We start from the raw sequence: 25,174 nt of genomic DNA, 5'->3' as shown, positions 1-25,174 counted from the left end.
CATTACTCTTTTTATTTCACATTCATTTCTAGATCTGCAGCCCAAAGTAGTCGGTCTTCAGATGAATACTGCCATGGAGCACCATTATTTTCAATATTGCTGAAAACAGCCTTTAATTCACCAGGTGCAGAACCCTCTTCCATTACTAAATAGCGTCGCATATCAATAATCAGTGTTGGATGATTAATATTTATCGGACATTCCTTAGCACAAGCGTTACAAGTTGTACAAGCCCATAACTCTTCTTCGGAGATATAGTCTCGAAGTAATGATTTGTTATCGGTATAATCCTTGCCGTTTTTTACAAGCATCGGCCCTTTCTCCTTCATTCTTGCTCTTAAATCCATAATCACTTTACGAGGAGAAAGTTTTTTACCAGTGATGTTTGCTGGGCAAACAGAGGTACAGCGTCCGCACTCGGTGCAGGCTAAAGAATCAAAATAGTTTTTCCACGAAGCATCCTCTGCATCCTTAACCCCAAAGCGTTCTATAGGTGCACCAGCAGCGGGGGTAGCAAATGCGGTATTGGGATCCATCATCAACTTTACTTCACGAGTAACATTGTCCATGTTTGGCAATTTTCCAAGAGGTTCTAATCTTGATAAGAAAACATTTGGAACCGACATGAAAACATGGAAATGCTTTGAATAAGGCAACATATTTGCGAATAGGAAGATCAACAGAATATGCATCCACCAAAAGATTTCATACTGAACCAAGGTTGAATCTGTCGTTAGACCTGAAAAGATTGCTGATAAGAATTTACTTACAGGATATACTCCTTCAATTGTGCCTCCAACAAGAGTTGTATGACTATAATATGCTGAGTTCATCCCTAAAAGTGAAAGCATCAGAAAGAGGATAATTGAAAGTGCAATGTTTGCGTCAAGATGAGAGATTTTCTTCATCTCAATGCCTTCAAAACGTTTGATGTGTAGGAATACTCTGCGGAATAAAAATACTAAAATGGAAATTGCGATTAGAAGAGCAAAAACGTCTCCTGAAGCCATTATGATATCATAGAATAAGCCTAGAAATTTCAGAACCTTATCTGTTCCAAAGAGTCCATCAATCACCATTTCAATACTGCCAATCAGAATAACGCAAAATCCCCAGAAAACAAGGGCGTGAAGGAATCCAATTACTGGTCGACGAAAAATCTTGGTTTGCCCAAATGCAACCTCCATCATCACTCCGAATCGTTTTCCAAAATCACGAACGGGGAATGCCTTCTTGGTAAGTTTAAAAAAACTAATTATTCTAAGGATGGTAAAGGTAAATGCACCAAGAGTGATAAGAAGTGCTATTGCAAAAACTATCTGTTTAATCATAGTTTAGTTAATATGTATCTATTTACTAAATGCTAAGTCGCCAAGGCGCTAAGAAAAATTTGCGACTTTGCGACTTTGCGTTTAAAATTATTACTATTTCCCCTTTACTTCTTTTACAGCCTCAACAAGTTTAGGAAGAACTTTACTGGCATCACCAATAATTCCATATTGAGCAGCACCAAAGATTGGAGCATCCTTATCGGTATTTATCGCAACAATATATTTTGAGGAGCTAACTCCTGCTATATGCTGTGTTGCACCCGAAATACCAATTGCAAAATATAGATTTGGAGCAATAATCTTTCCGGTTTGTCCGGTATGCTCTTCGTGAGATCTCCAACCCTCATCGGAAACAGGGCGTGAGCATGCAGTTGCAGCACCCAAAAGATTTGCAAGTTCTACAAGAGGTCCCCAGTTATCAGGAGATTTCATACCACGACCACCAGAAACTACTATTTCCGCATCGGTAATAAGGATTTTCCCAGTTTGTTTCTGAACATCTTTAACCTGCACTTTTATATTTGATGCATCTACATTAACGCTGATATTCTCAACAGATGCTCCATTAGCGGTCTCGATCAACTCGAATGAGTTTTGTGCTAAGGTTATAATTTTAACATCAGTCTTGAGTTCGAGATGTGCAAATGCATTGCCCGAAAACGCTCTTTTGTAAACTGTAAATGGGTTAGTACTTAAAGGAAGTTGGCTAACGCCAGCACCAATTGCAGCCTTTAATCTTACAGATAATCTTGGGGCTAAACCTTTACCCATATTATTATTAGAAAGGATAATAACCTTTGAGCCTTCTTTCTGTGCAATTTCCGCAATCACACTTGTATATGCTCGGTCATCCAAACTTTTTAAGGTGTCATTATTTATACTAACAACTTTTTTAACACCATAGTTGCCAAGTTTCTTTAACTCGCTTTCATCAACATTGCCAATAGATAAAGCAACAGCGTTAGTGTTGAGCATCTCAGCAACCTTTGATGCGTATGATGCTAACTCGAATGAAAGTTTCTTAAACTTCCCATCCCAATTCTCGGTAAATACTAGAACTGACATATCTTATTTTATTATTTACGATTGATAATGTTTAAATTACTTTAGCTTCGTTCTGAAGCAGTTCTATAAGTTGTTTTGGATTCTCTGCATCAACAAATTTACATGCAGCACGTGGTTTTGGCATTTCAAAACTAACAACCTGAGTTAATGGCTCAGCAGCAATTAGCTCATATAATTTGATAGGCTTTGTTCTTGCCATCATAATCCCTCTCATAGCAGCAATGCGGGGTTCCTTTGCAATACCCTTCTGAACAACAGCAACGAATGGAGTTGAAACATTAACAATCTCTTTACCACCATCAATCTCACGGCTAATAACAATTTGTCCGTTCTCAATTTTCAAACTTGATACTGAAGAAACCGAAGGATAATCAAGAAGTTCCGATAGCATACTTCCAACGGTTGAGCCATTGAAATCACTCGATTCAATACCGCAAATTATAATATCAAACTGCTCCTTTTTAATTACTTCTGCAAGTTGAGAGGCAACATAATAAGCATCAGCAGGTTCAGCATTAACACGAATTGCATCGTCAGCACCTATTGCTAAGGCCTTACGAATTGTTGGTTCAGAGGCTATTAACCCAACATGAGCAACGGTAACTGATTTCACACCAGTAGTTGAATCATCCTTAAGTTCAAGGGCTCTGGTTAGTGAAAGCTCATCCCAAGGATTAATAATCCATTGGATTCCCGTTGTGTCAAGTTTTGTGTTACCATCAACAAACTTAACTTTTGTTGTAGTGTCAGGAACATTACTGATACAAACTAAAATTTTCATTTGATGTTCAGATTTAAATTATATTAATTTATAACTATATATTAATGGTTTACAAGGTATTATTTGTTCATTTATTCATTAATCCTAAGATAAAACGAGCGTACAAAGATAAAATAAAATGGAAAACTATTACATATTGTTGATTCAATTGATAACTAGCATATTAAATTGTTCAATGGGTTGACATAAATCAAGATTGGTGGTGATTTATAACATATATGAGAATTTAATCAACACTAAAAGTACGTTAATCAATTTTATTTAAACACATATACCCAATTTCGTGTTTCTACGTAAAATCTATACTTAATCAAATATAGGAGTTGGATAACATGAATGAGCAGATTATTCTTTTGGTCAATATGTTAAAGGAGCGCATAAACCAAAACTTTAAAATTATTAGAGAGAACGAGGAGGTCATAAAAAATATTCTCATTCAACCTTTAGTTGAGAACAGGTCCGAACTCATCTCTAAAAGCTATAATATTAACCGTCAACTAAGAGACGAAAATCGTGATATGTTAAGAATTCAAGTTGAACTTGTTAACTATTTAAAAAAACTAAAAGAGGTTTATAAAAGCAATACTAATGATATAAATGTACGAAATGCTAGCATTGATGATGATGCATCAATGAACACTGACCAAAACGTGGAATACAGTTTTTCGATTAATGATGAAAATAATGACGACGATCTAGTATTTTCCCAGACCATAAGTGGTGAATTAATTTTCGAAAGTAGTCATCCAAAATTCAATGACGAGAGTTTCTTCCTAAGACTTATAAATTACTACAAAGAATCAGAATATTACGAAATGTGCTCACTCCTCCTAAAGTTAAAAGGAAAAAAATAGGCTAGACTAATTTCTACTAAAACCACCAAATAAAAATTTATCTGGTGGTTTTGTTTTTTTGTAGTTTTGCTTTTTATAAAGTGTGGTATTATTCCTTTAACTTTACCTGATTGCCAAACTGATTTCACTAACTGATGACTTTGGATAAAAAAAATAAAGTAGTTTTTATAGGTGCTGGGAATCTTGCCACTAACCTTGCCGTCGCACTTTTTAATTCAGATATCCATATTTTGCAGATATATTCTCGTAGTGAGACCTCTGCGAAGCAGTTAGCTGTACAGTTAAAATCAGCTCACACGTCAAAAATATCTGAAATAGATAAAAATGCAGATATCTACTTTATATGTGTTCCTGATAAAATCATCCCTGAAATAGTAAAAGAACTCATTATTACGAGAGGAATAATAGTACATACAAGTGGAAGTACCGGTATTCAAGTTCTTTCAAGTATTAAGTCAGAAGGATATGGTGTTTTCTACCCTTTTCAAAGTTTTTCAAAGAACAGGATTATCACATTTTCTGATATTCCCATTTGCCTTAATGCTAATAATGATAAGACATTTACTACTCTAAGTGATGTTGCATCGATGATTAGCAGTAAAGTTATTCGTGTGAACTCAGAAACACTTGCATGGCTTCATTTAACTGGAGTTTTCGTTAATAATTTCACTAATCACCTATTTGCAATTTCACATCAAATCTCAAGCGAAAAAGGATTTAACTTCGAATTGCTTAGACCGTTGATTGATGAAACTGTAAAAAAAGCATTTGACGGAGATCCAGCCTCTTCTCAAACTGGGCCGGCAGTCCGTTTCGATCAAAATACAATAAATCTACATATTGAAAAGTTAAAGGAATATAAACCTGAATTGGCAGAAATTTATAAAGCACTAACTTTAAGCATTCAATCACAAGCAACAAAACCTTGATTAATAATATATAATGCAGAATTTTAAAGAGTTACTTCGAAATGTAAAAGCATTCGCTTTTGATGTTGATGGTGTTTTTACCGATGGAACTGTAATTCTTCACCCCTCTGGTGACCTTTTACGTTCATCTAATACTCGTGATGGCTACGCAGTGCATGTTGCAATAGAGAAAGGATTCCCAATAGCTATTATTTCCGGAGGAAAATCCGAATCAGTCAAAGAGCGGTTTAAAGGTTTAGGAGTAACCGATATCTACCTAGGAATAAATGATAAAACTGAAGCTCTCGAGGATTTCCGTTTCAAATATGGAATTGAGCCATCGGAAATACTTTATATGGGAGATGATTTACCTGATTATGAGGTGATGAAAAAAGTTGGTATCCCAACTTGTCCTGCCGATGCTGCCCCTGAAATACGAGGAATATCAGTATATGTTTCGAATTATTCGGGAGGTAAAGGGTGTGTTAGGGATGTTATTGAGCAAGTTTTAAGATTAAACGATAAATGGGGTCCGGCGTCTACTAATAAACAGTAAAATATTTTACAATGATTAAAATTCTCAAAGTCATACGTATTAAAAACCTGTTGATTGTTGCAGCAACTCTCTACTTAATGAGATACTGTATAATACAACCCTTACTACAACTTAAAAATCTTGACTTACAGCTTAGTAGTTTTTATTTTTTTCTGCTTACACTGGCAACAGTATTTATAACAGCAGCAGGTTATGTAATTAACGATTACTTTGATACTCGTACCGATCTTGTTAATAGACCTCAAACAGTTATCATTGGTAGAAACTTGAGTAGAAGGACTGCAATATTACTCCATATCTTCCTCAATTTCTTGGGTGTAGTTTTAGGTACAATCGTTTCATTTAAAATAGATAAACCCATTCTATCATTACTTTTTATTGTAATTGTTGGAATTCTTTGGTTTTACTCAACAACGTATAAAAGACAATTTCTAATTGGTAACCTTATAGTTGCGATACTCACGGCCATTGTGCCAATGATCACCCTTCTGTTTGAACTTCCGAGATTATATACAGTGTATTGGGAAATGGTAACCCGTTTTGAGTTAAAACTGGGTATAATCACATACTGGGTAGGTGGATATGCACTTTTTGCCTTTCTTCTTACATTAGTGCGTGAGATAATTAAGGATATTGAAGATTTTGAGGGAGATCAAGCATTTGGACGTAACACAATACCAGTTTTTCTTGGAAAAAAAACTGCTAGGACTATTGCTGCGTCCTTACTTCTATTTACAATACTTTCTCTGGTTTTTCTTTTTGCTAAATACCTTAACTATCTGCCTTCCGGGAAAATAGACTACTACACACTAGTCTTCTTTCTTGTAGGTCTAGTTATACCTATGTTTATTTTACTTGTAGAGCTGTTAACTGCTGAGAAAAAAGAGGATTATCATAAAGCAAGCCGAATAAACAAGCTGATTATGCTTTCAGGATTACTCTATACAATTCTTTTTAAGTTTTTAATTATCTGAATATAAATGCTTAATGATATTCTAAAAGGGAAGCGACTAATCCTTGCCTCTAAGTCGCCACGTCGTCAACAACTACTTCGTGAGTTGGGTGTTGATTTTGAAGTAAGGGCAAATGGGGATGATGAAGAGCTCTATCCTAATGACTTGTCAATGACTGAAATTCCTGTTTACCTCGCCCAACACAAAGCCAAATCATTGCTTGGTAATCTTATTGAAAATGAAATTCTTATTACCTCAGATACTATTGTTTGGTGCAAAGGTCAAGTTATTGGTAAACCAAACGATGAGCAAGATGCTTTTAAAATACTATCATTACTCTCTGGAAATAAACATATTGTGGTTACTGGTGTATGTATATCGTCTGTAAAAAAATCCAAATGCTTTTACACCACTACTGATGTATATTTTAAAAAACTAACAAACGAAGAAATTTGGTATTATATCAACAACTTTAAGCCTTTTGATAAAGCAGGTGCTTACGGTATTCAGGAATGGATTGGATTTGTTGGAGTTGAACGAATTGATGGCTCGTACTTTAACGTAATGGGACTTCCTATACAGCAACTCTACACTGAACTTCAAGACTTTATAAACAAATCAAACATTAATAACTAAACGAATAATTATTTTCACAATAAATTAACTCTCTTAAAATGAAGAAAATATTACTTTTTTTCCTGCTCATCCAACTTATATCCTTCAATCTTATTGCTGACGAAGGGATGTGGCTACCTATTCTTATGGGTCAAAACATCGAGCAAATGAACAAATTAGGATGTAAATTAACAGCCGAAGATATTTATAGTGTAAATAACTCCAGTTTAAAAGATGCTATTGTACTTTTCGGACGTGGCTGCACCGGTTCATTGATTTCGGAACAAGGGTTAGTAATCACCAATCATCACTGCGGTTTTGGCTCAATTCAATCTCTTTCTTCTGTAGATCATGATTATCTTAAGAATGGTTTTTGGGCTACTGAAAAAAATCAGGAACTTCCAGCAACTGGGCTCACGGTTTCCTTTCTTGTAAGAATGGAGGACGTGAGCGAAAAGGTTTTTAAGGGTGTATTATCAAATACAAGCGAATCAAAACGAGATTCAATTATTGCTGTTAATCTTGAAGAGATAAAGAAAATTGCAAAAGAAGGTAATAGCTATAAGGTTGAAGTTAAACCTTTTTACTACGGCAATGAGTATTATTTAATGGTTTATGAAGTCTTTCAGGATATCAGGCTTGTTGGAGCCCCTCCATCATCAATTGGTAATTTTGGAGGAGATACTGATAATTGGGTGTGGCCAAGACATACTGGTGATTTTTCCATATTTCGTATCTATGTTAATAAAGACAACAAACCTGCACCATATTCTACTGAAAACATTCCCTATAAGTCAAAAAAATTCTTAACCATTTCTCTTAAAGGGGTTAAACAAAACGATTTTACAATGGTATACGGTTTTCCTGGAACTACACAGCAATTTTTAACATCTCAGGCTGTAGATTTAATTGCAAACTACCAAAACCCCAACAAAATCGCACTTAGAGATATTCGATTAAAAATAATTGACTCATACATGAAGAGTAACGATACTATTAATATAATGTATGCCGATAAACAAAAAGGAATTGCCAATGCATGGAAAAAGTGGATAGGAGAAAGCACTGGATTAAATCGATTTAAAGCCGTAGATAAGAAAAAGGCATTGGAAAATGATTTTGCCCAATGGGTTTCTTCAGATCCAAATCGAAAACTAAAATATGGTGAAGTTCTTCCAACATTCGGTAAACTATATTCTAAATTCAAGCCAATTGCAATTACTAACGATTTTAATAGAGAGGCTGTAAATGCTGTTGAACTAATCAGTTTTGCATCTAACTTCACTCCAATTATTATTGAGTATGGTAAAGAAACCCCAGATTCTAAAAAAATTGAAAGCCTTGTTGTTTCACTTAGATCAACAGCTAAGGCTTTTTATAACGAATTCTATCTACCTATTGATCGTGAAGTTTTTGCAAACATGATGAAAGCTTATTACGAAAATGTTCCTAAAGAAAATCTACCTCAATTCCTTTCTAGCATAGCAAATCAGTATCAAGGCAATTGGCATAATTTTGCAAACGAAATATATAGTCAAACAGTTTTTGCCGATAGTATAAGACTCCTTACATTCCTTAACAATTTTGATACCTCAGCAATCTCCACAATAAAAAACGACAATATTTATAGGTTATATTCCAGTTTCTTTAGTTCATTTAGCCAAAAAGTTGGCAAACGTTTCGGTGAAATATCAGATAGTTTAAACATCAATTATCGTAAGTATGTTAAAGGCCTAAAGGAGATGCAACCAAATAAATTTTTTCATCCTGATGCCAACTCAACGCTTAGAGTAAGCTATGGGAAAGTAGACGGATTTATTCCTCAAGAAGCAGTTGAATACTCTTACTTTACCACTATTGACGGTATAATTGAAAAGGGAAATAAGAAAGTGTATGACTATGTAGTACCTGAAAAGTTAAAGAAACTCTATATTGATAAAAATTATGGGAGGTATCAATCCAATGGAACATTACCTGTTGCTTTTATTGCAACAAATCACACTTCTGGCGGAAATTCTGGTAGTCCAGTACTTGATGCCGAAGGTAGATTAATTGGTTTAAACTTCGACCGCTGCTGGGAAGGAACAATGAGCGATATTATGTTTGATCCTAAAATCTGCAGAAATATTACCCTAGATATTAGGTATGCTCTATTTATTATTGATAAATATGCTGACGCAGCTTCCTTGCTCAACGAAATGAAAATTATTGAATAATTCTATTCTTTTAACCTTTATTAATCCCCAATAGTATGTACTTATTGGGGATTACCTTTTTCATTAAGCACTTTGGTTGTTTGTCAAATTAATGTATTGATATTCAAAAATATAAAAAAAATAATAAATTAATTATGTTAGAAAACACACCTTTTATATCTGATTGATAATCTCTCATTTAGATCAATATTTATATTATCAAACATGACAAAAATCATGGATGATACAAAGGTCGTTATATATATTTGTTCATGGATATCAGACGATTAAAACTATTTTATCTGTTATCACATTAACACTGTTATTTAATTAACAAATTAAATACTAATTCAAAAATAAAGGAGAATTAAACATGCCTGAAATTAAAGAACTGGTTAAAAACCTTGCTGGTAAACACGGGAGAACACGGGAAAGCCTTATCCCTATTTTGCAAGGCGTAATCCATGAAGAGAGGTACATTTCTGATGAAGCAATGACTGAAATTGCTCGCGAGTTGGATATTTCAGCCGCTCAGGTTTATGGTACCGCAACATTTTACTCATTCTTAGATACCCAACCTAGAGGTAAATATGTAATTAGAGTATGTAGAACTATTTCCTGTGCAATGAAAGGTAAAAACCTTATAACTCATGAAATAGAGGATATGCTTAAGATAAAAATTGGCGAAACAACTCAAAACAAGAAATTTTCTTTACTGGAAACTAATTGTCTTGGATGGTGCCACAAAGGACCTGCTATGCTTATTAATGATGAGGCATTCACCGATTTAACCGCTGAAAAGGTTCGTGAGATTATTAATCAGTACATGAAAAAGTAAATATTTAGGAGATAAAATTATGTCATATTCCAATCTTAAACGTGTTGACCTGATTTTCGACAAGGAATGTAATCCTAAAGAGATCATCAAAAACACTTGGGCAAAATCAAATGACCAGATAATCAATGAACTTCTTGAGTCAGGATTAAAGGGTCGTGGTGGAGCAGGTTTCCCAACTGCTTTAAAATGGAAATACACAGCCGAACAGCCAGAACCAGACAAATATATTATTTGTAATGCCGATGAGGGTGAACCTGGAACATTTAAAGATCGTGAAATCCTTTTCAAAGTACCTCAAAAGGTATTTGGAGGTATGGTTGTTGGAGCTAAAGTAATTGGTGCAAAAGAAGGTTTTATTTATCTACGCGGAGAATATCGTTTCCTTTTACCCGAACTTGAAGCACAACTTGAAATTTTTCATGCATCTCTCAAAGATCTAAAGATTGATTTTAGAATTAAAATAATTATGGGTAGTGGTGCTTACATTTGCGGAGAAGAAAGTGCTCTCTTCGAATCAATGGAAGGTCACCGTGGAGAACCTAGGAATAAGCCTCCTTACCCAACCATCTCAGGATTTCGCAGTAAACCCACTGTTATTAACAACGTTGAAACATTGGTTTACGCTTTCATGATTTGCATGCATGGTGCAAGAAAGTTTAAAGACTTAGGTACTGCTGATTCTCGTGGTTCTAAAGTATTCTCAATTTCAGGTGATACGCCCAAAGCAGGTATTTACGAACTTGAACTAGGTATGACCGTTGAACAATTCGTTGAAGAGTTCGGTGATGGTGATACAAAAGCTGTTCAGGTTGGAGGTGCTTCAGGATTCTGTGTGCCACGCAAGAAATTTAAAGAAACAATTATTGGATTTGAGGGCGTTCCTACAGGTGGATCGATGATGCTTTTCAATAGTTCTCGTTCCATGTTCAATGTACTTCACAACTACCTTGAATTCTTTGAAGAAGAATCCTGCGGACAATGTACTCCTTGCCGTGTTGGTTGCCAACAGCTTATTCTAGGAATTGAAGCAGTGAAAAAAGGAGAAAGACATGCTAACTACCTTGAGCATCTTCAAAAATTAGCTCAAACTATGAAGATTACAGCTAAGTGCGGTCTTGGACAAAGCGTGGCTAACTCGTTCTTCTCAATCGTAGAGAATTTTAAAGAAGAGATGATCTACTAAGCTTAAAACTCAAAAAAGATAAAATCATGTCAAAAAAGATAAATCTCAAAATAGATGGTATTCCAGTAGCAGTAGATGAGAGAACGACCATCCTTCAAGCAGCCAAGAGTCTCAATATTCATATCCCAACCCTATGCTACCACGACGATCTTTGTATTGCTGGTAATTGTCGTGTTTGCGTTGTTGAGATGAAAGGTTCAAGAACCCTTCCAGCATCTTGCGCAATGCCAGTTTCAGAGGGAATGGAAGTAATGACAAATACACTTAAGGTTCGAACTGCACGTAAACATATTATTGACCTTCTTTTAAGTGAACATAACGCAAATTGTACTACTTGCTATAAGAATGGTAAGTGTGAACTACAAGCACTTGCAGCCGAAAATAAGATTTCAGTTGCATCTTTTATAGATCTTGTTCCTCACAAAAATTACCAAATGGATACTTATTCTCCTTCAATCATTAAGGATGATAGTAAATGTATCCGTTGCCAACGTTGCGTAAGAACTTGTGAAGAGTTACAGCATGTTAGCGCTCTAAGCGTTGCCTATAAGGGCGATAAGATGAAGGTATCAACCTTCTTCGAGAATCCAATGTTTGAGGTAGTATGTACCAATTGTGGTCAATGCGTTAACCGCTGTCCTACTGGTGCACTCGTTGAGCGGAACTATCTTGATGAGGTATGGGCTGCAATCTACAATCCTGATAAACACGTTGTTGTTCAAACAGCTCCTGCTGTAAGAGTTGCTCTTGGCGAGGATTTAGGTCTTGAATCAGGTGTAATTGTTACTGGCAAAATGGTGACAGCACTGAAAAGACTCGGATTTGATTCTGTTTTGGATACCGATTTCACTGCCGATTTAACCATTATGGAGGAAGGATTTGAACTTCTTACCCGCTTGAAAAAAGCATTGGTAGATAAAGATCCAAGCGTAAAACTTCCTATGGCAACTAGTTGCTCTCCAGGTTGGATTAAATTTATTGAGCATACCTATCCAGAGTATCTTGGTAACTTGTCTACTTGTAAATCACCACAGCAGATGTTTGGTGCTTTAGCCAAGACTTACTATGCACAAAAAAGAAATATTGATCCTTCGAAGATTGTTTCTATATCGATAATGCCATGTACGGCTAAGAAGTTTGAATCAGACAGACCGGAAATGCGCTCAAGTGGTTACAAAGATGTTGATTATGTATTAACAACCCGTGAGCTTGCTATTATGATCAAACAAGCTGGCTTGGATTTCTCCGCCTTAGAAGAATCGCATTATGATAGCTTTATGGGAGCATCAACTGGTGCCGCTGTAATTTTTGGAGCAACTGGTGGTGTTATGGAAGCCGCTTTGCGTACAGCTTATGAAGTTGTAACTGGTCGTGAAGTTCCTTTTAATGGTTTAAATATTACTCCTGTTCGCGGTATGGAAGGTGTTCGCGAAGCTACTATCAAGATTGAAGGAACAGTTCCAGAATGGAACTTTCTTGAAGGTGCTGAGTTGAAAACCGTTGTTGCTCATGGACTAACCAATGCAAAAAAGGTGATGGATAGCGTTCGTGATGGTAAATCTAGTTACCACTTTATGGAAATCATGGCTTGCCCAGGTGGTTGTATTGGTGGTGGTGGTCAACCAATTCCAACAAATGCAGAGATTAGGAAGAAGCGTACTGAGGCTATCTTTGCTGAGGATTCTGGAATGAAGATTCGTAAATCTCACGAAAATCCTGAGGTAATTGCAATTTATAAAGAGTTTCTTGAAAAACCTCTTGGACACAAATCACACGAACTTCTTCATACACATTATAAAGAAAGAATTAGACACTAGTATAAGTGTTTTACTAACAAAAAGGGTGACAATTGTCGCCCTTTTTTAGTTAATATCAAACCATGAACATTATTTATTGGTAATAATGCCAAAATTAGTTGGTGATTTTGTTTTTATCTCATAAAAATTTCTTTAGAAATCCTCTCTCACAAATGGGTGGAGAGGTTTAAAGAAATTTTTTTCATCATCTATTGAAACACCCTCCAATAGAGTATCAGTAAACTCAATAAGAACAAGAGGTGTATGAGTTTTTAACAACTATTTTTGGCATATATACCATTTATTCGATTAAAACCATTATAGATATTTACGATCTACTTCAGGTATATCAAAATACTTCTCATAAAGTTTTTGATCTGGTCCAGTTTCCTGCATTTCTTTACCTTTAACAACATACGTGCACCTTTCACCTACTATCACAGAAAAAAATACTTCGGACTGAGCACCTGTATTGTCAACCATATACATTTTTAAGATGTGAGGATTCTCCTCTCTATTCAAGGTTGCATGACAAATTGGACAAAACACAGTATACTCATCACCTTCAACTATTTCAAATGATGGATGGGAGATTTTTCCGTAATTACCTATCTCAGGATTTAAAAAGATTAACCCTTTTTTATTAGATTTTGATTTTACCGAGATAACAAGAGAATTTTCAATTCTCAATTGACCTCTACAAATTGGACACAAGTAATCATTTGCCATAATATTTCTCTATTTAATAATTATTAGAAATAAAATTATCGATACAATTTACAATAAGCACATTCTAAAACAAAGATTAAAATTGTCCAATAAAAACTAAATCTGACTATGTAAATCTGTCTTTTCTCAATAAAATAGGCATTTCTAATTATATTTAATAATTATTTGCGAGTGCAGAAAAAATAAATTATCATTTTTAAAATTGATATATATCATTTCTAAAAATGACAAATAGCATCATCAAGGCAAGCAAATAGTTGCGATCTCAACACCTTCTAAATACTAATATCTGATACCTTTGAATCAAATTAATATAATTTAACTATGAATCAGAAAATAGTACTAACAAGACAGATTTTAGTTGCTGTTATTCTAGCATTCTCAGCAACTGCATTTGTTTCGTGCGAGAAATACGTTTACGATCCACCCAAAATTGACCTTACTACTCCAATTAGTTTCCAAAACGAGATCGCACCTATATTTAAGAGCAATTGTTTTAGTTGTCATAAGAGCGGAGGCCTTAATTTTACTGATGCTACGACAACTTGGACTTCAATAAACACTGCAAAATTCTTAACCTCTGGAAATCCAGAATCAAGTTTAATATACACGAAACTCACCACTGGTTCACATGAGACAAGATGTTCTATTGAAGATCGCAATACAATCTACGCTTGGATAAAACAAGGGGCAACTAATGATATTGGAACTAAGTAAATTAATTAATCTAAACATACAAAACATGAAAAAGATTCTTTTTACCCTATTGATGCTGGCTTTTATTGCACCAGCATTTTGCCAAGAAGAAGAACAAACTCAAAACGAGGATAAACCTGTAAAAAATACTTTTGAAGCCGTTACATTAATTGACAATCAAACGGTAATAACTCCATTTAAGGGAGCTTTAGAACTTCAAATACAGCACAGGTTTAGTTTGATTGAGAATATTCATAATCTTTATGGTATTTTCGGTTCCGCTAACACCCGTTTAGGCTTGAACTATGGTATTACTGATAAAATAATGGTAGGAATAGGAACAACAAGAACCAATCAACTAGTTGATATTACTTGGAAATATAAGATTTTACAGCAAACTAAATCTAATAGTATGCCTATTACCCTAACATACTTTGGAAATTTATCTGCAAATTTAAGAGATTCAAGTTCAGGTGCATTTGGTCCAACCAACAGGTTTAAAGAGATGCATAGATTTTCATATCTACACCAACTTATTATTGCTCGAAAATTCAGCGATAAATTCTCATTCCAATTAGCCCCAACTTTCTTTTATTTTAATTCTGTTCCAACTGGGTATAAGAATATGAATTTATCTATCTCTGCTGGTGGTCGTTACAAAGTATTCGGATCGCATTCAGTTATATTTGAATATGATCAATTGATTACTAAACAAGACTCTGTTCAAGTAAATGGCAGTTATACAACCAAACAACCTTTACCAAATGTTACCCTTGGTTGGGAAATTGGAACTGCAACCCACTGTTTTCAGGTATTTGTAGCTAATTTCGACAGAATTAATGGTCAGTATGATTTGCTCTACAACACCAACGATTTCAAAAAGAGAAAATACCTTTTTGGATTTAATATTACTGTAAGGTTCTAATCATAATAATTCGAAGGAATGTATTTTAAGATATTCAGAACAACAATATTAATGGTACTGGTGAGTTTTATGCTCGCCAGTATTTCTTTTGCCTTTAAACCAAAAAAGGAAGAGTGGAGACCAGCCGACACAACAAACTTTGTTTCGAAGTTTTACAAGGAAAACGAGGGTTGTTTTAAATGTCATGGTGAAAAATTTTACGAGTACATCAATGAAGCCCAAGGAACTACAATAAGGCATAATATGTATATAGAAAGGTTTATTAATCGTGATCTTTTCTATAAATCAAACCATAAAAATTTTAAGTGCACAGATTGCCATTCAGAAGAATATATGAAGTTTCCACATGCTGGAGAACTAAGAATGGAATCAATGTACGGATGTTTAGACTGTCATGGGAATGATGAAAAATATGCTAAATATCATTTTGAGGAGATTGATGCAGAATATCAGCAAAGTACTCACTTTCAAATGGAGAAGGAGGGTTTTACTTGCTGGAAATGTCATAATCCTCATACCTACCAAATCTCAATAAGAAATACCGAAAATCTCACCAAAACAATTGCTTACGACAACAGTATTTGCTTGAATTGTCATTCTGACTTTGACCGATTTCAACTTTTATCGGACAAAAAGGAGATAAATATTATTAAAAAACATGAATGGCTACCAAATCAAACGGCACATTTTCAAAGCGTGAGATGTATAGAATGTCATTCAAAAGCGAATGATAGTATTCTTGTTAACCATTTGCTTATGCCCAAGGATAGCGCTGTTCGTAAATGCAATGAGTGCCATTCACAAAATTCAATATTGATGGCTTCGCTCTACAAGTTTAAATCGAAGGAGCAACGAAAAGATGGTTTCTTCAACGGTGTAATTTTAAACGAATCGTATGTTATAGGAGCCAATAGAAATGAGTATCTAAATAGTTTCAGTTTATTGATTCTTTTTGGCGTTATTGGCATTATTGGCGTTCACGTTTTTTTTAGAATTATTAAAGTTAATCACAAGGAAGATGAGTCATAAATTATATTTATACCCAAAGTGGATTAGGGTTTGGCATGTATTGAATGCTCTACTGTTTTTAGTTTTAATCATTACAGGGATTAGCATGCAATATACCGACAAGGAAACAAACTCCTTTATCATCGAGTTCGACTGGGCGATTGCTCTGCACAATTTTGCTGCACTGGTTATCACCATTAATTATATGATTTTCGTTATTGGAAATGTAATGACTAAAAATGGTAAGCATTATATGATTAATTGGAGAACCATTTGGAAAGATTTATTGGTGCAGTTTAAGTTTTACGCTTTCGGCATGTTTAAAGGAGAAAAACATCCATTCCCTATTACCGAAGAGAATAAATTTAATCCGCTTCAGAAATTTGCTTATGTATTTGCAATGTATGCAGGTTTTCCTGTACTAATAATAACTGGGTTAGGATTACTATTCCCTGAAATCAACATTAAAGGTCTTTTTGGGGTAAGTGGATTGTTAATGACAGATATTCTTCATATCACAGTAGGGTTTTTCTTATCAATCTTTTTGGTAATCCACCTTTATACTTGCACCTTAGGAAGTAAACCAACAACCCTTTTTAAAGGGATGATAACAGGGTATCATGAATCAGATGAACATTAAAAGAGATTAAAGTTTATCACATGGACGAAATAAACAATAACGATACAAAAAGCAATTCACGTCGAAGTTTTCTGAAGAAATTTGGAATAGGGGTGGGTATTGCTTCAGTTGCCAGTGTTGCAGGATTTTCCTTGGCAAAGGGGAATAATGGTAACTCTTATTCGGGCGACATGGTTAAACTTCTTACTCCTGATGGAAAGTTAGTTGAAGTGCCTAAAGAGGCAATTCAAGCAGTTAAACTTGATACCGATAAGATGAAGGAGGAGGCAAGAAAGGGTTTGTCAGGTAAAAAATTTGTCATGGTTATTGATTTGGCAAAATGCAAAAATGCACGAAAATGTGTTGATGCATGTCAAGAAGGTCACATGTTACCCAAAGACCATGAGTGGATTAAACTATACCTATTACAGGAGAATAGTGAAACATCGCGTTATTGGTTTCCTCGTCCTTGTTTCCATTGTGATAAACCTATGTGTGTAAGTGTTTGCCCTGTTGGCGCTACCTACAAACGACACGATGGTATTGTATTAGTCGATAATGAGCGTTGTATCGGTTGTAAATTCTGCATGACAGGTTGTCCATATTCAGCTAGAGTTTTTAACTGGAAGGATCCCGAAGTTAAAATGCCTGAGGGTCATGTATACGACCCAGAGTTAACTATTCCACCAATAGAGGGCACGGTTGGTAAATGCGTTTTCTGTGCCGATAGAGCAAGAAAAAACGAATTGCCCCGTTGCGCTACTGCTTGTCCAATGGGAGTTATTTATTTTGGAGACCTTTACGAAGATACAGTTACCAATGGCGTTGAAACTGTTCGCTTTAAAAAATTACTTGCTGATCGAGGTGGATATAGGTATCGTGAAGATTTAGGCACATTACCAAGCGTATTTTACTTACCTCCTACTCAAAGGATGTTCCCAGTTGAGAGAGGTATCGATAATCAAACAGATGAGATAAAGGAAAGATATAAAAAAGCTGGCCCTCGATAACCATTAAATCCCTTAAATGACGATGCAAACAGATAAAAACCTCCTAAAGGATTTAACACCCGAAATCGAAAAGACAAGTACCAGCTGGTATATTGTTTTTTCAGTCTTCTTCATAATTTTTGCTGTTGGTGTTTATGGACTTATCCAGCAAATCACCAAGGGTCATATCGTAACCGGTATGCGCGACAATGTTGTTTGGGGTGTGTTTATTGTGAATTTCATATTCTTTATGGGTCTTAGTTATGCTGGTGCAATTCTATCAGGAGCACTACACCTATTCCACACAGCATGGAGAAGACCTGTTATTCGACTTGCCGAGTTAATAACGGTTATTTCGCTGGTTATTGGTCCGTTCTTTATTTTTTTCTGTATTGGTCGTCTGGATCGACTTTACTACCTGTTTATTTATCCAAGAATTCAATCGCCTATTACTTGGGACGTTATTGCAATTATGACTGACCTTGTTGGGTGTTTTATATACCTCTACCTTTCTTTTATTGAAGACTTTGCAATTCTTAGGGATTATAAAGAACTTGATGTCCCAAATTGGAAAAAGAAAGTTTACAAAACCTTATCATTAGGTTTTACTGGAACACCTGCACAGAAAAAAATTATTTCGAGTGCTAAAACTATTATGGCTACCATGATTATTGCCATAGCTATTATTGTGTACTCTGTACTATCGTGGATTTTTGGCGTTACTCTTCAACCAGGTTGGCATTCCACTATTTTTGGACCCTATTTTGTTATTTCAGCAGTATTTTCTGGTACTGCAATTATGATTATTTTGATGTGGATTTTTAGAAAAATATACAACCTTGAAAAATATATTACCCTTCGTCACTTCAAGAATCTAGGAGTCCTTCTTATTGTAATTGCTGCATTTTACGGATATTTTACTTTTAGCGATTACTTAACAAAATGGTATGGTTCAATAAAAATGGATTCATTGTTAATCGATAAACTATTTAGCGATTACTCATGGTTATTCATCTTTGCGAACTATGTTGGTATTCTTTTACCTATTGTTATTATAGGTTTACCAAGGTTTAGAACCATTAGAAATATTACCATTTCTGCAGTAATTGCGCTTATAGCCCTTTGGATTAACCGATATTTAATTGTTGTTCCAACCCTCGAAACTCCTTTCCTTCCTATTCAGGATAGTAGAGAAGCTTGGAATATCTACTCTCCTACTTGGGTCGAATGGTCGTTAACCTTCGCAGGTATATCTGTATTCGGAATGCTATTTATGCTAGTATCTAAAATAGCTCCTATTATCTCAATATCTGAGATGCAAGAAATTGATGAAGAAGAACTCCTAAAGTAAACCAACATGAAACTACATCAATATAGCATTCTGCTTCTATTAATAGTATTTACCTTTATTAGTAAAGGATATACTCAAGAGACTATTAGTCCTAGCCTTCAGCTGCAATACTTCAAGAATAGTGATGAGCAACGATTACTAAAAGCAACCCTTTCGTATACTTTCAATAGAAAGGATATACCTTTAAGGAATAGAGAAATTTTATTCTTTATAGGTTCAAAAAAAGATACTCTTGGTAAGGTGAGTACAAACGATAAAGGTGTTGCAAACCTTATACTCTCGAACGATTATAAACTATCGCTTGAAAAGGATGGAACTTGGTTTTTTACATCTGAATTTTTTGCAAAGGACTCAATTGAGGCTGTTTCTGCGGAGATATCAATAAAAGATGTAAAGATTGAGATGAGCCTTGACTTGGTTGATAGCGTAAAGACAGTCACCCTTAAAGCCTATACGATCGAAAATGGTAAAAATATTCCTATAACAGGTGAACCCATTAATGTTTTTGTAACAAGAATGTTTAGCTTGCTTCCAGTAGCCGATGGTATATTTGGCGATGATGGAACGCTTAGCCTTGAATTCCCTTCAGATATCCCTGGAGATAAAGATGGAAATATAATCATTGTAGCCAAGTTTGAAGAACATGCAACATTTGGTAATGTTGAGAAAAGATATTCAAATAATTGGGGCGTAGTTTCAAACTATAAAGCTCCAACTACTCACAGAGCTTTGTGGACAAAAGGCGCACCAACATGGATGATTATTGCGCTAACAATAATGCTTACTGGTGTTTGGGGACACTATATGTATGCCATCATCTGTCTAATTAGAATTAAAAAATCGGACGATAAAGAAGAACAAAATTTACTATAAACCACAATTTGCATAATTTTTGTAACTTTTAACCTAAATAATAAAAATACGATTATGAAAACTTTAAAACAAATTTCAGCAATTTTGCTTGTGTTAGTAATCGGTATTACTTTCACTGCTTCTGCTCAAAAAGCAAAACCTTGGGAAGTTCCTGCCAAATTTAAGGCAATGAAAAACCCAGTTAAATCAGATGATGCTAGCATTAACGCAGGTAAAACTCTTTACAACAAGAATTGTGCTTCATGCCATGGTAAGACTGGTTTAGGCGATGGTCCAAAGGCAAGAGGTTTAGAGACATTTCCAGGTGATTTCTCTAAAGGTGAGTTCCAGAATCAATCCGATGCAGATCATTTTTACAAAACCAAATTTGGTCGTAGCGAGATGCCTAAATATGAAGGTAAAATCGATGATGAAGGCATTTGGCAAATGGTTAATTATATGAGAACTTTCAAAAAATAGTTAACTCTATTGCAAAACAAGAAAGAGGCTGTCTAATACTAAGGACAACCTCTTTTTTGTTTAAAAACCTTTAAACAATTATTTGATTTAAGTGTTCCTCTATATTGGATAAATATGTTTGATTAAGGAATAATACAAAAATATAAGTATCCATTGTAACCCTTAAATCATATAATAACCGGATAAAGATTATAGATAAATTGTTTTAAAAATGTTGAAATTGCAAGTTAAGTTTCAATAATTTGCATGGAATTTGTATAATACAACCTAAAAATGAATTAATTATGAAAACAGCAAAGCAAATCTTTTTAGTTAGTTTGGTGTTAGTAATAGGAATTACTTTCACTGCAAATGCACAAAAGGCAAAACCTTGGGAGGTTCCAGCCAAGTATAAAGTCATGAAGAACCCTGTTAAATCTGATGATGCAAGCATTAATGCTGGAAAAGCACTTTATAATAAAAACTGTGCTTCGTGTCATGGCAAAACTGGTTTAGGTGATGGCTCAAAGGCTAAAGGGTTAGACACATTTCCTGGTGATTTCTCAAAAGGCGAATTTGTAACTCAAACTGATGCAGATCTTTTTTTTAAAACTAAATCTGGTCGTAATGAAATGCCTAAATATGAAGGTAAAATAGAGGATGAGAGCATCTGGCAAATAATTAATTTCATGCGAACTTTCAAAAAATAGACTAATATTCCATTAACATCCTTATTTTTAGGCCGTTCATGTACGAACGGCTTTTTTATGACCTAAACTCAGAAAGCCATTTATAGATAAATTATTAAATACATTATTTGCGTTATTCATTTTGTATAAACTTAAAGGTTATTACAATCATTCTATACACATTTTCTAAATGGTTCTTTACGATGCAATACTATTTCAGATACAACATCAATTTATAAGATTCAAAGTATCCTATCCTTACCAAATATTTTATATAACGTCAGTTCGATGTATGAAACAATGTATTGACCTATATATCAGTCAATTTATTTTATTTGAATCAATGGAATTGGAAATATGGAAGATATAAACAAAAATCGAACCTCTTGTTTTGACTTCGTCGAGTTCCGCTTCGCTCCAGTTCCAATATTCCATTGTTCTAGCATTCCATTCATAAACATTGTATTTGTAAATATTTGTTTATTATATTGTTTCATACATCGAACTCATGTTATATAAGTAAGAATTCTTTTATAAAAAATAAACCCCCAAAACCGTGGTCTTGGGGGTTTATAATTATAAAATACAATATAGCTTATGGAATAGTAGCTATTGAATTAGTTAATAGAGTTCTAGCATATTTTGTATTGTGAATACCTAAACTATAATCCCTTAAGATAAGTTGGAAGTTAATAATAGCTCCCATTTGAGCATTTGTTAGTGTAAGTATTGGAAGTGTAAGATTAAAATCTTTCTGAGCTTGAGTCCAACTTGAACTTGGGTTTGGATTGCGGAACATTTTTAAGGCAGCACCATTGTTGTACATTGGACCAGTTGGGTTCGATGCAGGATCATAAATATTCAAGTAACCATCATATTTATTGGTCGTTGCGCTAGCCCAGAGGTTAACGCCTACAGTTACTGGATTTCCATCCACCATAACTAACGCCCCTTCTGATGTGTTTGGATTTCTGTTTAAAATATCAACACCACCAACATTTAATTTTGCTGCTAAACTATTTAATAACCCTGTGATTTCATCTCTAGTTGCTTTCCAGTATGCTGATGTTGTAGCTGATGAAATTGGAGCGGCTGAATGACAACCTGTTACGTTACAACCATTGAAATTTCCTTTTGCAACAAATGTATGTCCACCTGCTCTACCGGTAATCGGTGCCATATGGCAATTCTGGCAAGATGCTCCGGTTGTGTGCCACGAGTTGGTATAACCTGTACCAAACTCAACTCCACCCATACCAGCAAAAACGGCACCTGCTGTTCCATAATGAGTATGAGTTCTATAACTTGGACGAATAGTGTTTACGTTTGCAGTTGAAGTTGGTGCATTTCCATCAAAAAAGGTTATGGCTGGTGAACTAACTAAAGCACTATAGTCGATTACATTTTTATCGCCAAATGTTCTTGTAAATGGACGTGGTTGGTGGCACTTTACACATAGGTTGGAAATTCCACCATCTTGAGTTAAATTGATGGTTTTTGCACCACCCCACATGGTCATAGTAACTGGTGCTACAGTAGTTAATGGCGAAATATCAGCAATACCACCTGTATTGTGCAAACTACTATGACAGGTAGAGCAACCAATTTCACCATATGCTAAACTACTTGAAGCGGCATAATTGTTTGAATAAGTTGTAGCTGGCGCAACAATTGAAAATGTAGAAGGGGTATTGTTTGCACATACAAACTTAAATGCTTCCTGCGCATGACAAGGAGTACAACCTGTATTCCCCGATTCTTCAAAAGCAGCTTCACCATAACTATGTTTAGAGAATTCATACTGTGTAGAAATGATATCTACACTACTTGGATTGTGACAAAGTTTACAACTTTCATTAGCGTCATTGCCATCAGCTCCGTCTTTCCCATCTTTTCCCGCAGGACCCATTGGACCCTCACAGGAATATAAGGCAAAACTTGCACATATAGCCGTAAAGAATAATAGGTTTTTGAACTTTTTCATAAAATTTGGTTTAAAGTTTTGGTTTAAAGTTTTGGTTTAAAGTTTTGATTTAAAATTTTATTGCATAAAAGTATTGATAAGCAATAAGGTTTTCTATGGATATAATGAGATATTTAGTTGTAATATATATGATTTATATCATATGTGTAATTGATATTGTTGCAATAATGAAAGGGTTGAGCAATGAGTAAGTTTTAAAATGGCTTGATAATCTTCATCTTAACTTGATGACTATGTGTCTTGACCCTTGTTGGAGAAAGTAGAAGAATATAAATATGCAATACTTTAGCAGTAAGTATAATTTATATCTAAAAGTATCTTATCAAATCTTCAAAATCAGAGTTGCAAGATTTTAGTATCTAAGAATCTATTACAGAAAAACAAACCCCCTAGGTTACGTTACCTAAGGGGTTCATAATATATCTTAACCTAATTATTATGGATTTGCAGTTAGCCAATCAATTGATGATTGTAAAAGTTGCATAGCATAGTATGGATTGTGAACAGCTTTGTTGGCTGATGTAGCAACAGTATTCACGTAAGTATAATTCCATGCTGCACCTAATTCGCCATATGTCCATTCGCGACCAATTCTACTGTTGCAACCTGCTGCAGTACCTGTAGCTACTTTGTCTACAGCCCAGGTAACCAAACTATTATAGGTAAGTATATCGCTTGTTGGATTAATAGTGTTAGCATTTGCAAGGCTTAATGCATATTTGGTGGTAGTTGCAGTTGCAGTGTTTGGAAGAAGAGTTCCATAAAAATCGTGGGTTGGAACAGCACTATAAGAACCACTTGTAGATTTAAAGAATACTTTCCTAGCAACAAGCATATCTCCTAATTCAGTTAACTTGGCATTTATAGCAGCTAGAGTTGCAGTTCTTTTAGCTGCAATAGAACTTCCCCCAGTATGGCATGAAGTACAAGTTGGATCTTCCACGTTAACCTTCATAGTGTGACCACCTGTTTGTGAAGTTGCATTGTATGTATTAAAATGGCAATCGGTACATTTAGCTGTACTATGTTGCCATACTCTTGCATATGTTACACCTGTATATTCATAACCATTTTTACCAATAAGATAATCGGCTTGATTCGCACCTTCATGAATACTAAAACTTGTACCTGCTATGAATTTTACAGTAGTATTAGTAGCTAAATTTACTATTGGGAAATATGGAACATTAGTATATTTTACACCAGTAGTAACCTTATGACCACCAGCAGTAGTAGTATCTGTATAGGTATTCACTGTCTGCCCACGATATTGGTGACAGTTACCACATAAATTATTGATTCCACCATAATCTGATGCATTTACTCTTTCATACGCCATTGTGGTATAATTGAAATTGTTAAAACTGGTGTATACAGGAGCAATAGTCCTTAAAACTTGAGAAACTGTGTCGCCCGTAAAATCAAAGGCTGAATGCTTATGACATGCTGCGCAACTAAGATGTGCACCGTTATAGTCGTTAGCTGTATTAAATGTTCCTTTGGCCACAACCTCAGAAAAACCTTCTGTTGAGTGACATTTTGCACAATACTTACCAGGTCTAGCATTTCTTTCTGCTTTGTCGGACATTTCGAATTGCGATTCAATAGCCACCATTTTTGCCGTACTGTGGCATTTCAAACAAGATGAATTGGCATCTTTGCCATCTATCCCATTACCTCCATTTTCTCCTGCCGGACCCATTGGACCCTCGCAGGAATATAAGGCAAAACTTGCACATATAATTGTATAAATTAATAAGTTTTTGAACTTTTTCATAAAAATTTGGTTTAAAGTTTT

Annotated in this window: 24 protein-coding genes; 18 read left to right on the top strand and 6 right to left on the bottom strand. The window is 34.9% G+C overall.

Annotated features, from left to right (window positions below):
• Positions 1-11 precede the first annotated feature (11 nt).
• From HOO91_15770 to HOO91_15760, 3 genes are all read right to left on the bottom strand, one after another.
• The gene (locus HOO91_15770; protein ID NOU19014.1) at positions 12-1,331 is read right to left on the bottom strand and encodes a 4Fe-4S dicluster domain-containing protein; all 1,320 of its coding nucleotides are present in this window, start codon (positions 1,329-1,331) and stop codon (positions 12-14) included.
• A gap of 93 nt (positions 1,332-1,424) precedes the next feature.
• The gene (locus HOO91_15765) at positions 1,425-2,396 is read right to left on the bottom strand and encodes an electron transfer flavoprotein subunit alpha/FixB family protein (protein NOU19013.1); all 972 of its coding nucleotides are present in this window, start codon (positions 2,394-2,396) and stop codon (positions 1,425-1,427) included.
• A 31-nt stretch (positions 2,397-2,427) separates the two neighbouring features.
• The gene (locus HOO91_15760; protein ID NOU19012.1) at positions 2,428-3,177 is read right to left on the bottom strand and encodes an electron transfer flavoprotein subunit beta/FixA family protein; all 750 of its coding nucleotides are present in this window, start codon (positions 3,175-3,177) and stop codon (positions 2,428-2,430) included.
• A gap of 332 nt (positions 3,178-3,509) precedes the next feature.
• Between HOO91_15760 and HOO91_15755 the strand changes: the two genes are divergently transcribed.
• From HOO91_15755 to HOO91_15715, 9 genes are all read left to right on the top strand, one after another.
• Positions 3,510-4,031, top strand: coding sequence for a hypothetical protein (locus HOO91_15755; protein ID NOU19011.1), 522 nt, complete (start codon positions 3,510-3,512; stop codon positions 4,029-4,031).
• A 134-nt stretch (positions 4,032-4,165) separates the two neighbouring features.
• Positions 4,166-4,960 carry a DUF2520 domain-containing protein gene (locus tag HOO91_15750; protein ID NOU19010.1) on the top strand — a complete coding sequence of 265 codons (795 nt, stop codon included), beginning with the start codon at positions 4,166-4,168 and terminating at the stop codon, positions 4,958-4,960.
• A 13-nt stretch (positions 4,961-4,973) separates the two neighbouring features.
• Entirely contained in the window at positions 4,974-5,495 is a 522-nt protein-coding gene (locus HOO91_15745) for an HAD-IIIA family hydrolase (protein NOU19009.1), read from the top strand.
• Positions 5,496-5,506: 11 nt separating this feature from the next.
• Entirely contained in the window at positions 5,507-6,469 is a 963-nt protein-coding gene (locus tag HOO91_15740; protein NOU19008.1) for a geranylgeranylglycerol-phosphate geranylgeranyltransferase, read from the top strand.
• Between the two features lie 6 nt (positions 6,470-6,475).
• Complete coding sequence (maf, locus tag HOO91_15735) at positions 6,476-7,084, top strand: septum formation protein Maf (GenBank protein ID NOU19007.1); 609 nt, start codon at positions 6,476-6,478, stop codon at positions 7,082-7,084.
• A gap of 38 nt (positions 7,085-7,122) precedes the next feature.
• A complete protein-coding gene (locus HOO91_15730; GenBank protein ID NOU19006.1) occupies positions 7,123-9,279 on the top strand; it encodes a S46 family peptidase in 2,157 nt (718 codons plus the stop codon).
• Between the two features lie 352 nt (positions 9,280-9,631).
• A complete protein-coding gene (gene nuoE / locus HOO91_15725; protein NOU19005.1) occupies positions 9,632-10,096 on the top strand; it encodes an NADH-quinone oxidoreductase subunit NuoE in 465 nt (154 codons plus the stop codon).
• 19 nt (positions 10,097-10,115) lie between these two features.
• The gene (locus tag HOO91_15720; protein ID NOU19004.1) at positions 10,116-11,279 is read left to right on the top strand and encodes an NADH-quinone oxidoreductase subunit E; all 1,164 of its coding nucleotides are present in this window, start codon (positions 10,116-10,118) and stop codon (positions 11,277-11,279) included.
• A 26-nt stretch (positions 11,280-11,305) separates the two neighbouring features.
• Positions 11,306-13,096 (top strand): 2Fe-2S iron-sulfur cluster binding domain-containing protein, encoded by a 1,791-nt coding sequence (locus HOO91_15715; GenBank protein NOU19003.1) that lies wholly within the window; start codon positions 11,306-11,308, stop codon positions 13,094-13,096.
• A 297-nt stretch (positions 13,097-13,393) separates the two neighbouring features.
• Here HOO91_15715 and HOO91_15710 read toward each other — a convergent pair whose 3' ends face one another.
• The gene (locus HOO91_15710) at positions 13,394-13,804 is read right to left on the bottom strand and encodes a hypothetical protein (protein NOU19002.1); all 411 of its coding nucleotides are present in this window, start codon (positions 13,802-13,804) and stop codon (positions 13,394-13,396) included.
• A gap of 324 nt (positions 13,805-14,128) precedes the next feature.
• Here HOO91_15710 and HOO91_15705 point away from each other — a divergent pair, with 324 nt between their 5' ends.
• From HOO91_15705 to HOO91_15665, 9 genes are all read left to right on the top strand, one after another.
• Positions 14,129-14,521, top strand: a complete 393-nt coding sequence (locus HOO91_15705; GenBank protein ID NOU19001.1) for a cytochrome c — start codon at positions 14,129-14,131, stop codon at positions 14,519-14,521.
• A 25-nt stretch (positions 14,522-14,546) separates the two neighbouring features.
• Positions 14,547-15,425 (top strand): hypothetical protein, encoded by an 879-nt coding sequence (locus HOO91_15700; GenBank protein ID NOU19000.1) that lies wholly within the window; start codon positions 14,547-14,549, stop codon positions 15,423-15,425.
• Between the two features lie 18 nt (positions 15,426-15,443).
• Positions 15,444-16,454 carry a hypothetical protein gene (locus tag HOO91_15695; GenBank protein NOU18999.1) on the top strand — a complete coding sequence of 337 codons (1,011 nt, stop codon included), beginning with the start codon at positions 15,444-15,446 and terminating at the stop codon, positions 16,452-16,454.
• Positions 16,444-17,073, top strand: coding sequence for a cytochrome B (locus HOO91_15690; protein NOU18998.1), 630 nt, complete (start codon positions 16,444-16,446; stop codon positions 17,071-17,073). The genes HOO91_15695 and HOO91_15690 overlap by 11 nt, the downstream gene beginning before the upstream one ends.
• A 20-nt stretch (positions 17,074-17,093) precedes the next feature.
• On the top strand, positions 17,094-18,062 hold the full coding sequence (locus tag HOO91_15685; GenBank protein NOU18997.1) for a 4Fe-4S dicluster domain-containing protein: 969 nt from the start codon (positions 17,094-17,096) through the stop codon (positions 18,060-18,062).
• A 22-nt stretch (positions 18,063-18,084) separates the two neighbouring features.
• A complete protein-coding gene (gene nrfD / locus HOO91_15680) occupies positions 18,085-19,392 on the top strand; it encodes a polysulfide reductase NrfD (GenBank protein NOU18996.1) in 1,308 nt (435 codons plus the stop codon).
• 6 nt (positions 19,393-19,398) lie between these two features.
• A complete protein-coding gene (locus tag HOO91_15675; GenBank protein NOU18995.1) occupies positions 19,399-20,265 on the top strand; it encodes a hypothetical protein in 867 nt (288 codons plus the stop codon).
• A 54-nt stretch (positions 20,266-20,319) separates the two neighbouring features.
• Complete coding sequence (locus HOO91_15670) at positions 20,320-20,724, top strand: cytochrome c (protein ID NOU18994.1); 405 nt, start codon at positions 20,320-20,322, stop codon at positions 20,722-20,724.
• Positions 20,725-21,008: 284 nt separating this feature from the next.
• Complete coding sequence (locus tag HOO91_15665; GenBank protein NOU18993.1) at positions 21,009-21,413, top strand: c-type cytochrome; 405 nt, start codon at positions 21,009-21,011, stop codon at positions 21,411-21,413.
• 574 nt (positions 21,414-21,987) lie between these two features.
• On the opposite strand, the gene HOO91_15660 is transcribed toward HOO91_15665, so the two are convergent.
• Positions 21,988-23,376 (bottom strand): hypothetical protein, encoded by a 1,389-nt coding sequence (locus tag HOO91_15660; GenBank protein NOU18992.1) that lies wholly within the window; start codon positions 23,374-23,376, stop codon positions 21,988-21,990.
• A gap of 436 nt (positions 23,377-23,812) precedes the next feature.
• Positions 23,813-25,153 carry a hypothetical protein gene (locus HOO91_15655; GenBank protein NOU18991.1) on the bottom strand — a complete coding sequence of 447 codons (1,341 nt, stop codon included), beginning with the start codon at positions 25,151-25,153 and terminating at the stop codon, positions 23,813-23,815.
• Positions 25,154-25,174 lie beyond the last annotated feature (21 nt).

The organism is Bacteroidales bacterium (assembly GCA_013141385.1).
Classification (GTDB): domain Bacteria; phylum Bacteroidota; class Bacteroidia; order Bacteroidales; family Tenuifilaceae; genus UBA8529.
This window is presented reverse-complemented; position numbering and strand designations above follow the sequence as displayed.

What these genes read in the sequence shown, in the direction of transcription:
- HOO91_15770 (NOU19014.1), bottom strand. Translation starts at nt 1,331, where the DNA reads ATGATTAAACAGATAGTTTTTGCAATAGCACTTCTTATCACTCTTGGT.
- HOO91_15705 (NOU19001.1), top strand. Translation starts at nt 14,129, where the DNA reads ATGAATCAGAAAATAGTACTAACAAGACAGATTTTAGTTGCTGTTATT.
- HOO91_15700 (NOU19000.1), top strand. Translation starts at nt 14,547, where the DNA reads ATGAAAAAGATTCTTTTTACCCTATTGATGCTGGCTTTTATTGCACCA.
- HOO91_15765 (NOU19013.1), bottom strand. Translation starts at nt 2,396, where the DNA reads ATGTCAGTTCTAGTATTTACCGAGAATTGGGATGGGAAGTTTAAGAAA.
- HOO91_15660 (NOU18992.1), bottom strand. Translation starts at nt 23,376, where the DNA reads ATGAAAAAGTTCAAAAACCTATTATTCTTTACGGCTATATGTGCAAGT.
- maf (NOU19007.1), top strand. Translation starts at nt 6,476, where the DNA reads ATGCTTAATGATATTCTAAAAGGGAAGCGACTAATCCTTGCCTCTAAG.
- HOO91_15665 (NOU18993.1), top strand. Translation starts at nt 21,009, where the DNA reads ATGAAAACAGCAAAGCAAATCTTTTTAGTTAGTTTGGTGTTAGTAATA.
- nuoE (NOU19005.1), top strand. Translation starts at nt 9,632, where the DNA reads ATGCCTGAAATTAAAGAACTGGTTAAAAACCTTGCTGGTAAACACGGG.
- HOO91_15685 (NOU18997.1), top strand. Translation starts at nt 17,094, where the DNA reads ATGGACGAAATAAACAATAACGATACAAAAAGCAATTCACGTCGAAGT.
- HOO91_15750 (NOU19010.1), top strand. Translation starts at nt 4,166, where the DNA reads ATGACTTTGGATAAAAAAAATAAAGTAGTTTTTATAGGTGCTGGGAAT.
- HOO91_15715 (NOU19003.1), top strand. Translation starts at nt 11,306, where the DNA reads ATGTCAAAAAAGATAAATCTCAAAATAGATGGTATTCCAGTAGCAGTA.
- HOO91_15720 (NOU19004.1), top strand. Translation starts at nt 10,116, where the DNA reads ATGTCATATTCCAATCTTAAACGTGTTGACCTGATTTTCGACAAGGAA.
- HOO91_15730 (NOU19006.1), top strand. Translation starts at nt 7,123, where the DNA reads ATGAAGAAAATATTACTTTTTTTCCTGCTCATCCAACTTATATCCTTC.
- HOO91_15755 (NOU19011.1), top strand. Translation starts at nt 3,510, where the DNA reads ATGAATGAGCAGATTATTCTTTTGGTCAATATGTTAAAGGAGCGCATA.
- HOO91_15690 (NOU18998.1), top strand. Translation starts at nt 16,444, where the DNA reads ATGAGTCATAAATTATATTTATACCCAAAGTGGATTAGGGTTTGGCAT.
- HOO91_15760 (NOU19012.1), bottom strand. Translation starts at nt 3,177, where the DNA reads ATGAAAATTTTAGTTTGTATCAGTAATGTTCCTGACACTACAACAAAA.
- HOO91_15670 (NOU18994.1), top strand. Translation starts at nt 20,320, where the DNA reads ATGAAAACTTTAAAACAAATTTCAGCAATTTTGCTTGTGTTAGTAATC.
- HOO91_15695 (NOU18999.1), top strand. Translation starts at nt 15,444, where the DNA reads ATGTATTTTAAGATATTCAGAACAACAATATTAATGGTACTGGTGAGT.
- nrfD (NOU18996.1), top strand. Translation starts at nt 18,085, where the DNA reads ATGCAAACAGATAAAAACCTCCTAAAGGATTTAACACCCGAAATCGAA.
- HOO91_15710 (NOU19002.1), bottom strand. Translation starts at nt 13,804, where the DNA reads ATGGCAAATGATTACTTGTGTCCAATTTGTAGAGGTCAATTGAGAATT.
- HOO91_15745 (NOU19009.1), top strand. Translation starts at nt 4,974, where the DNA reads ATGCAGAATTTTAAAGAGTTACTTCGAAATGTAAAAGCATTCGCTTTT.
- HOO91_15675 (NOU18995.1), top strand. Translation starts at nt 19,399, where the DNA reads ATGAAACTACATCAATATAGCATTCTGCTTCTATTAATAGTATTTACC.
- HOO91_15655 (NOU18991.1), bottom strand. Translation starts at nt 25,153, where the DNA reads ATGAAAAAGTTCAAAAACTTATTAATTTATACAATTATATGTGCAAGT.
- HOO91_15740 (NOU19008.1), top strand. Translation starts at nt 5,507, where the DNA reads ATGATTAAAATTCTCAAAGTCATACGTATTAAAAACCTGTTGATTGTT.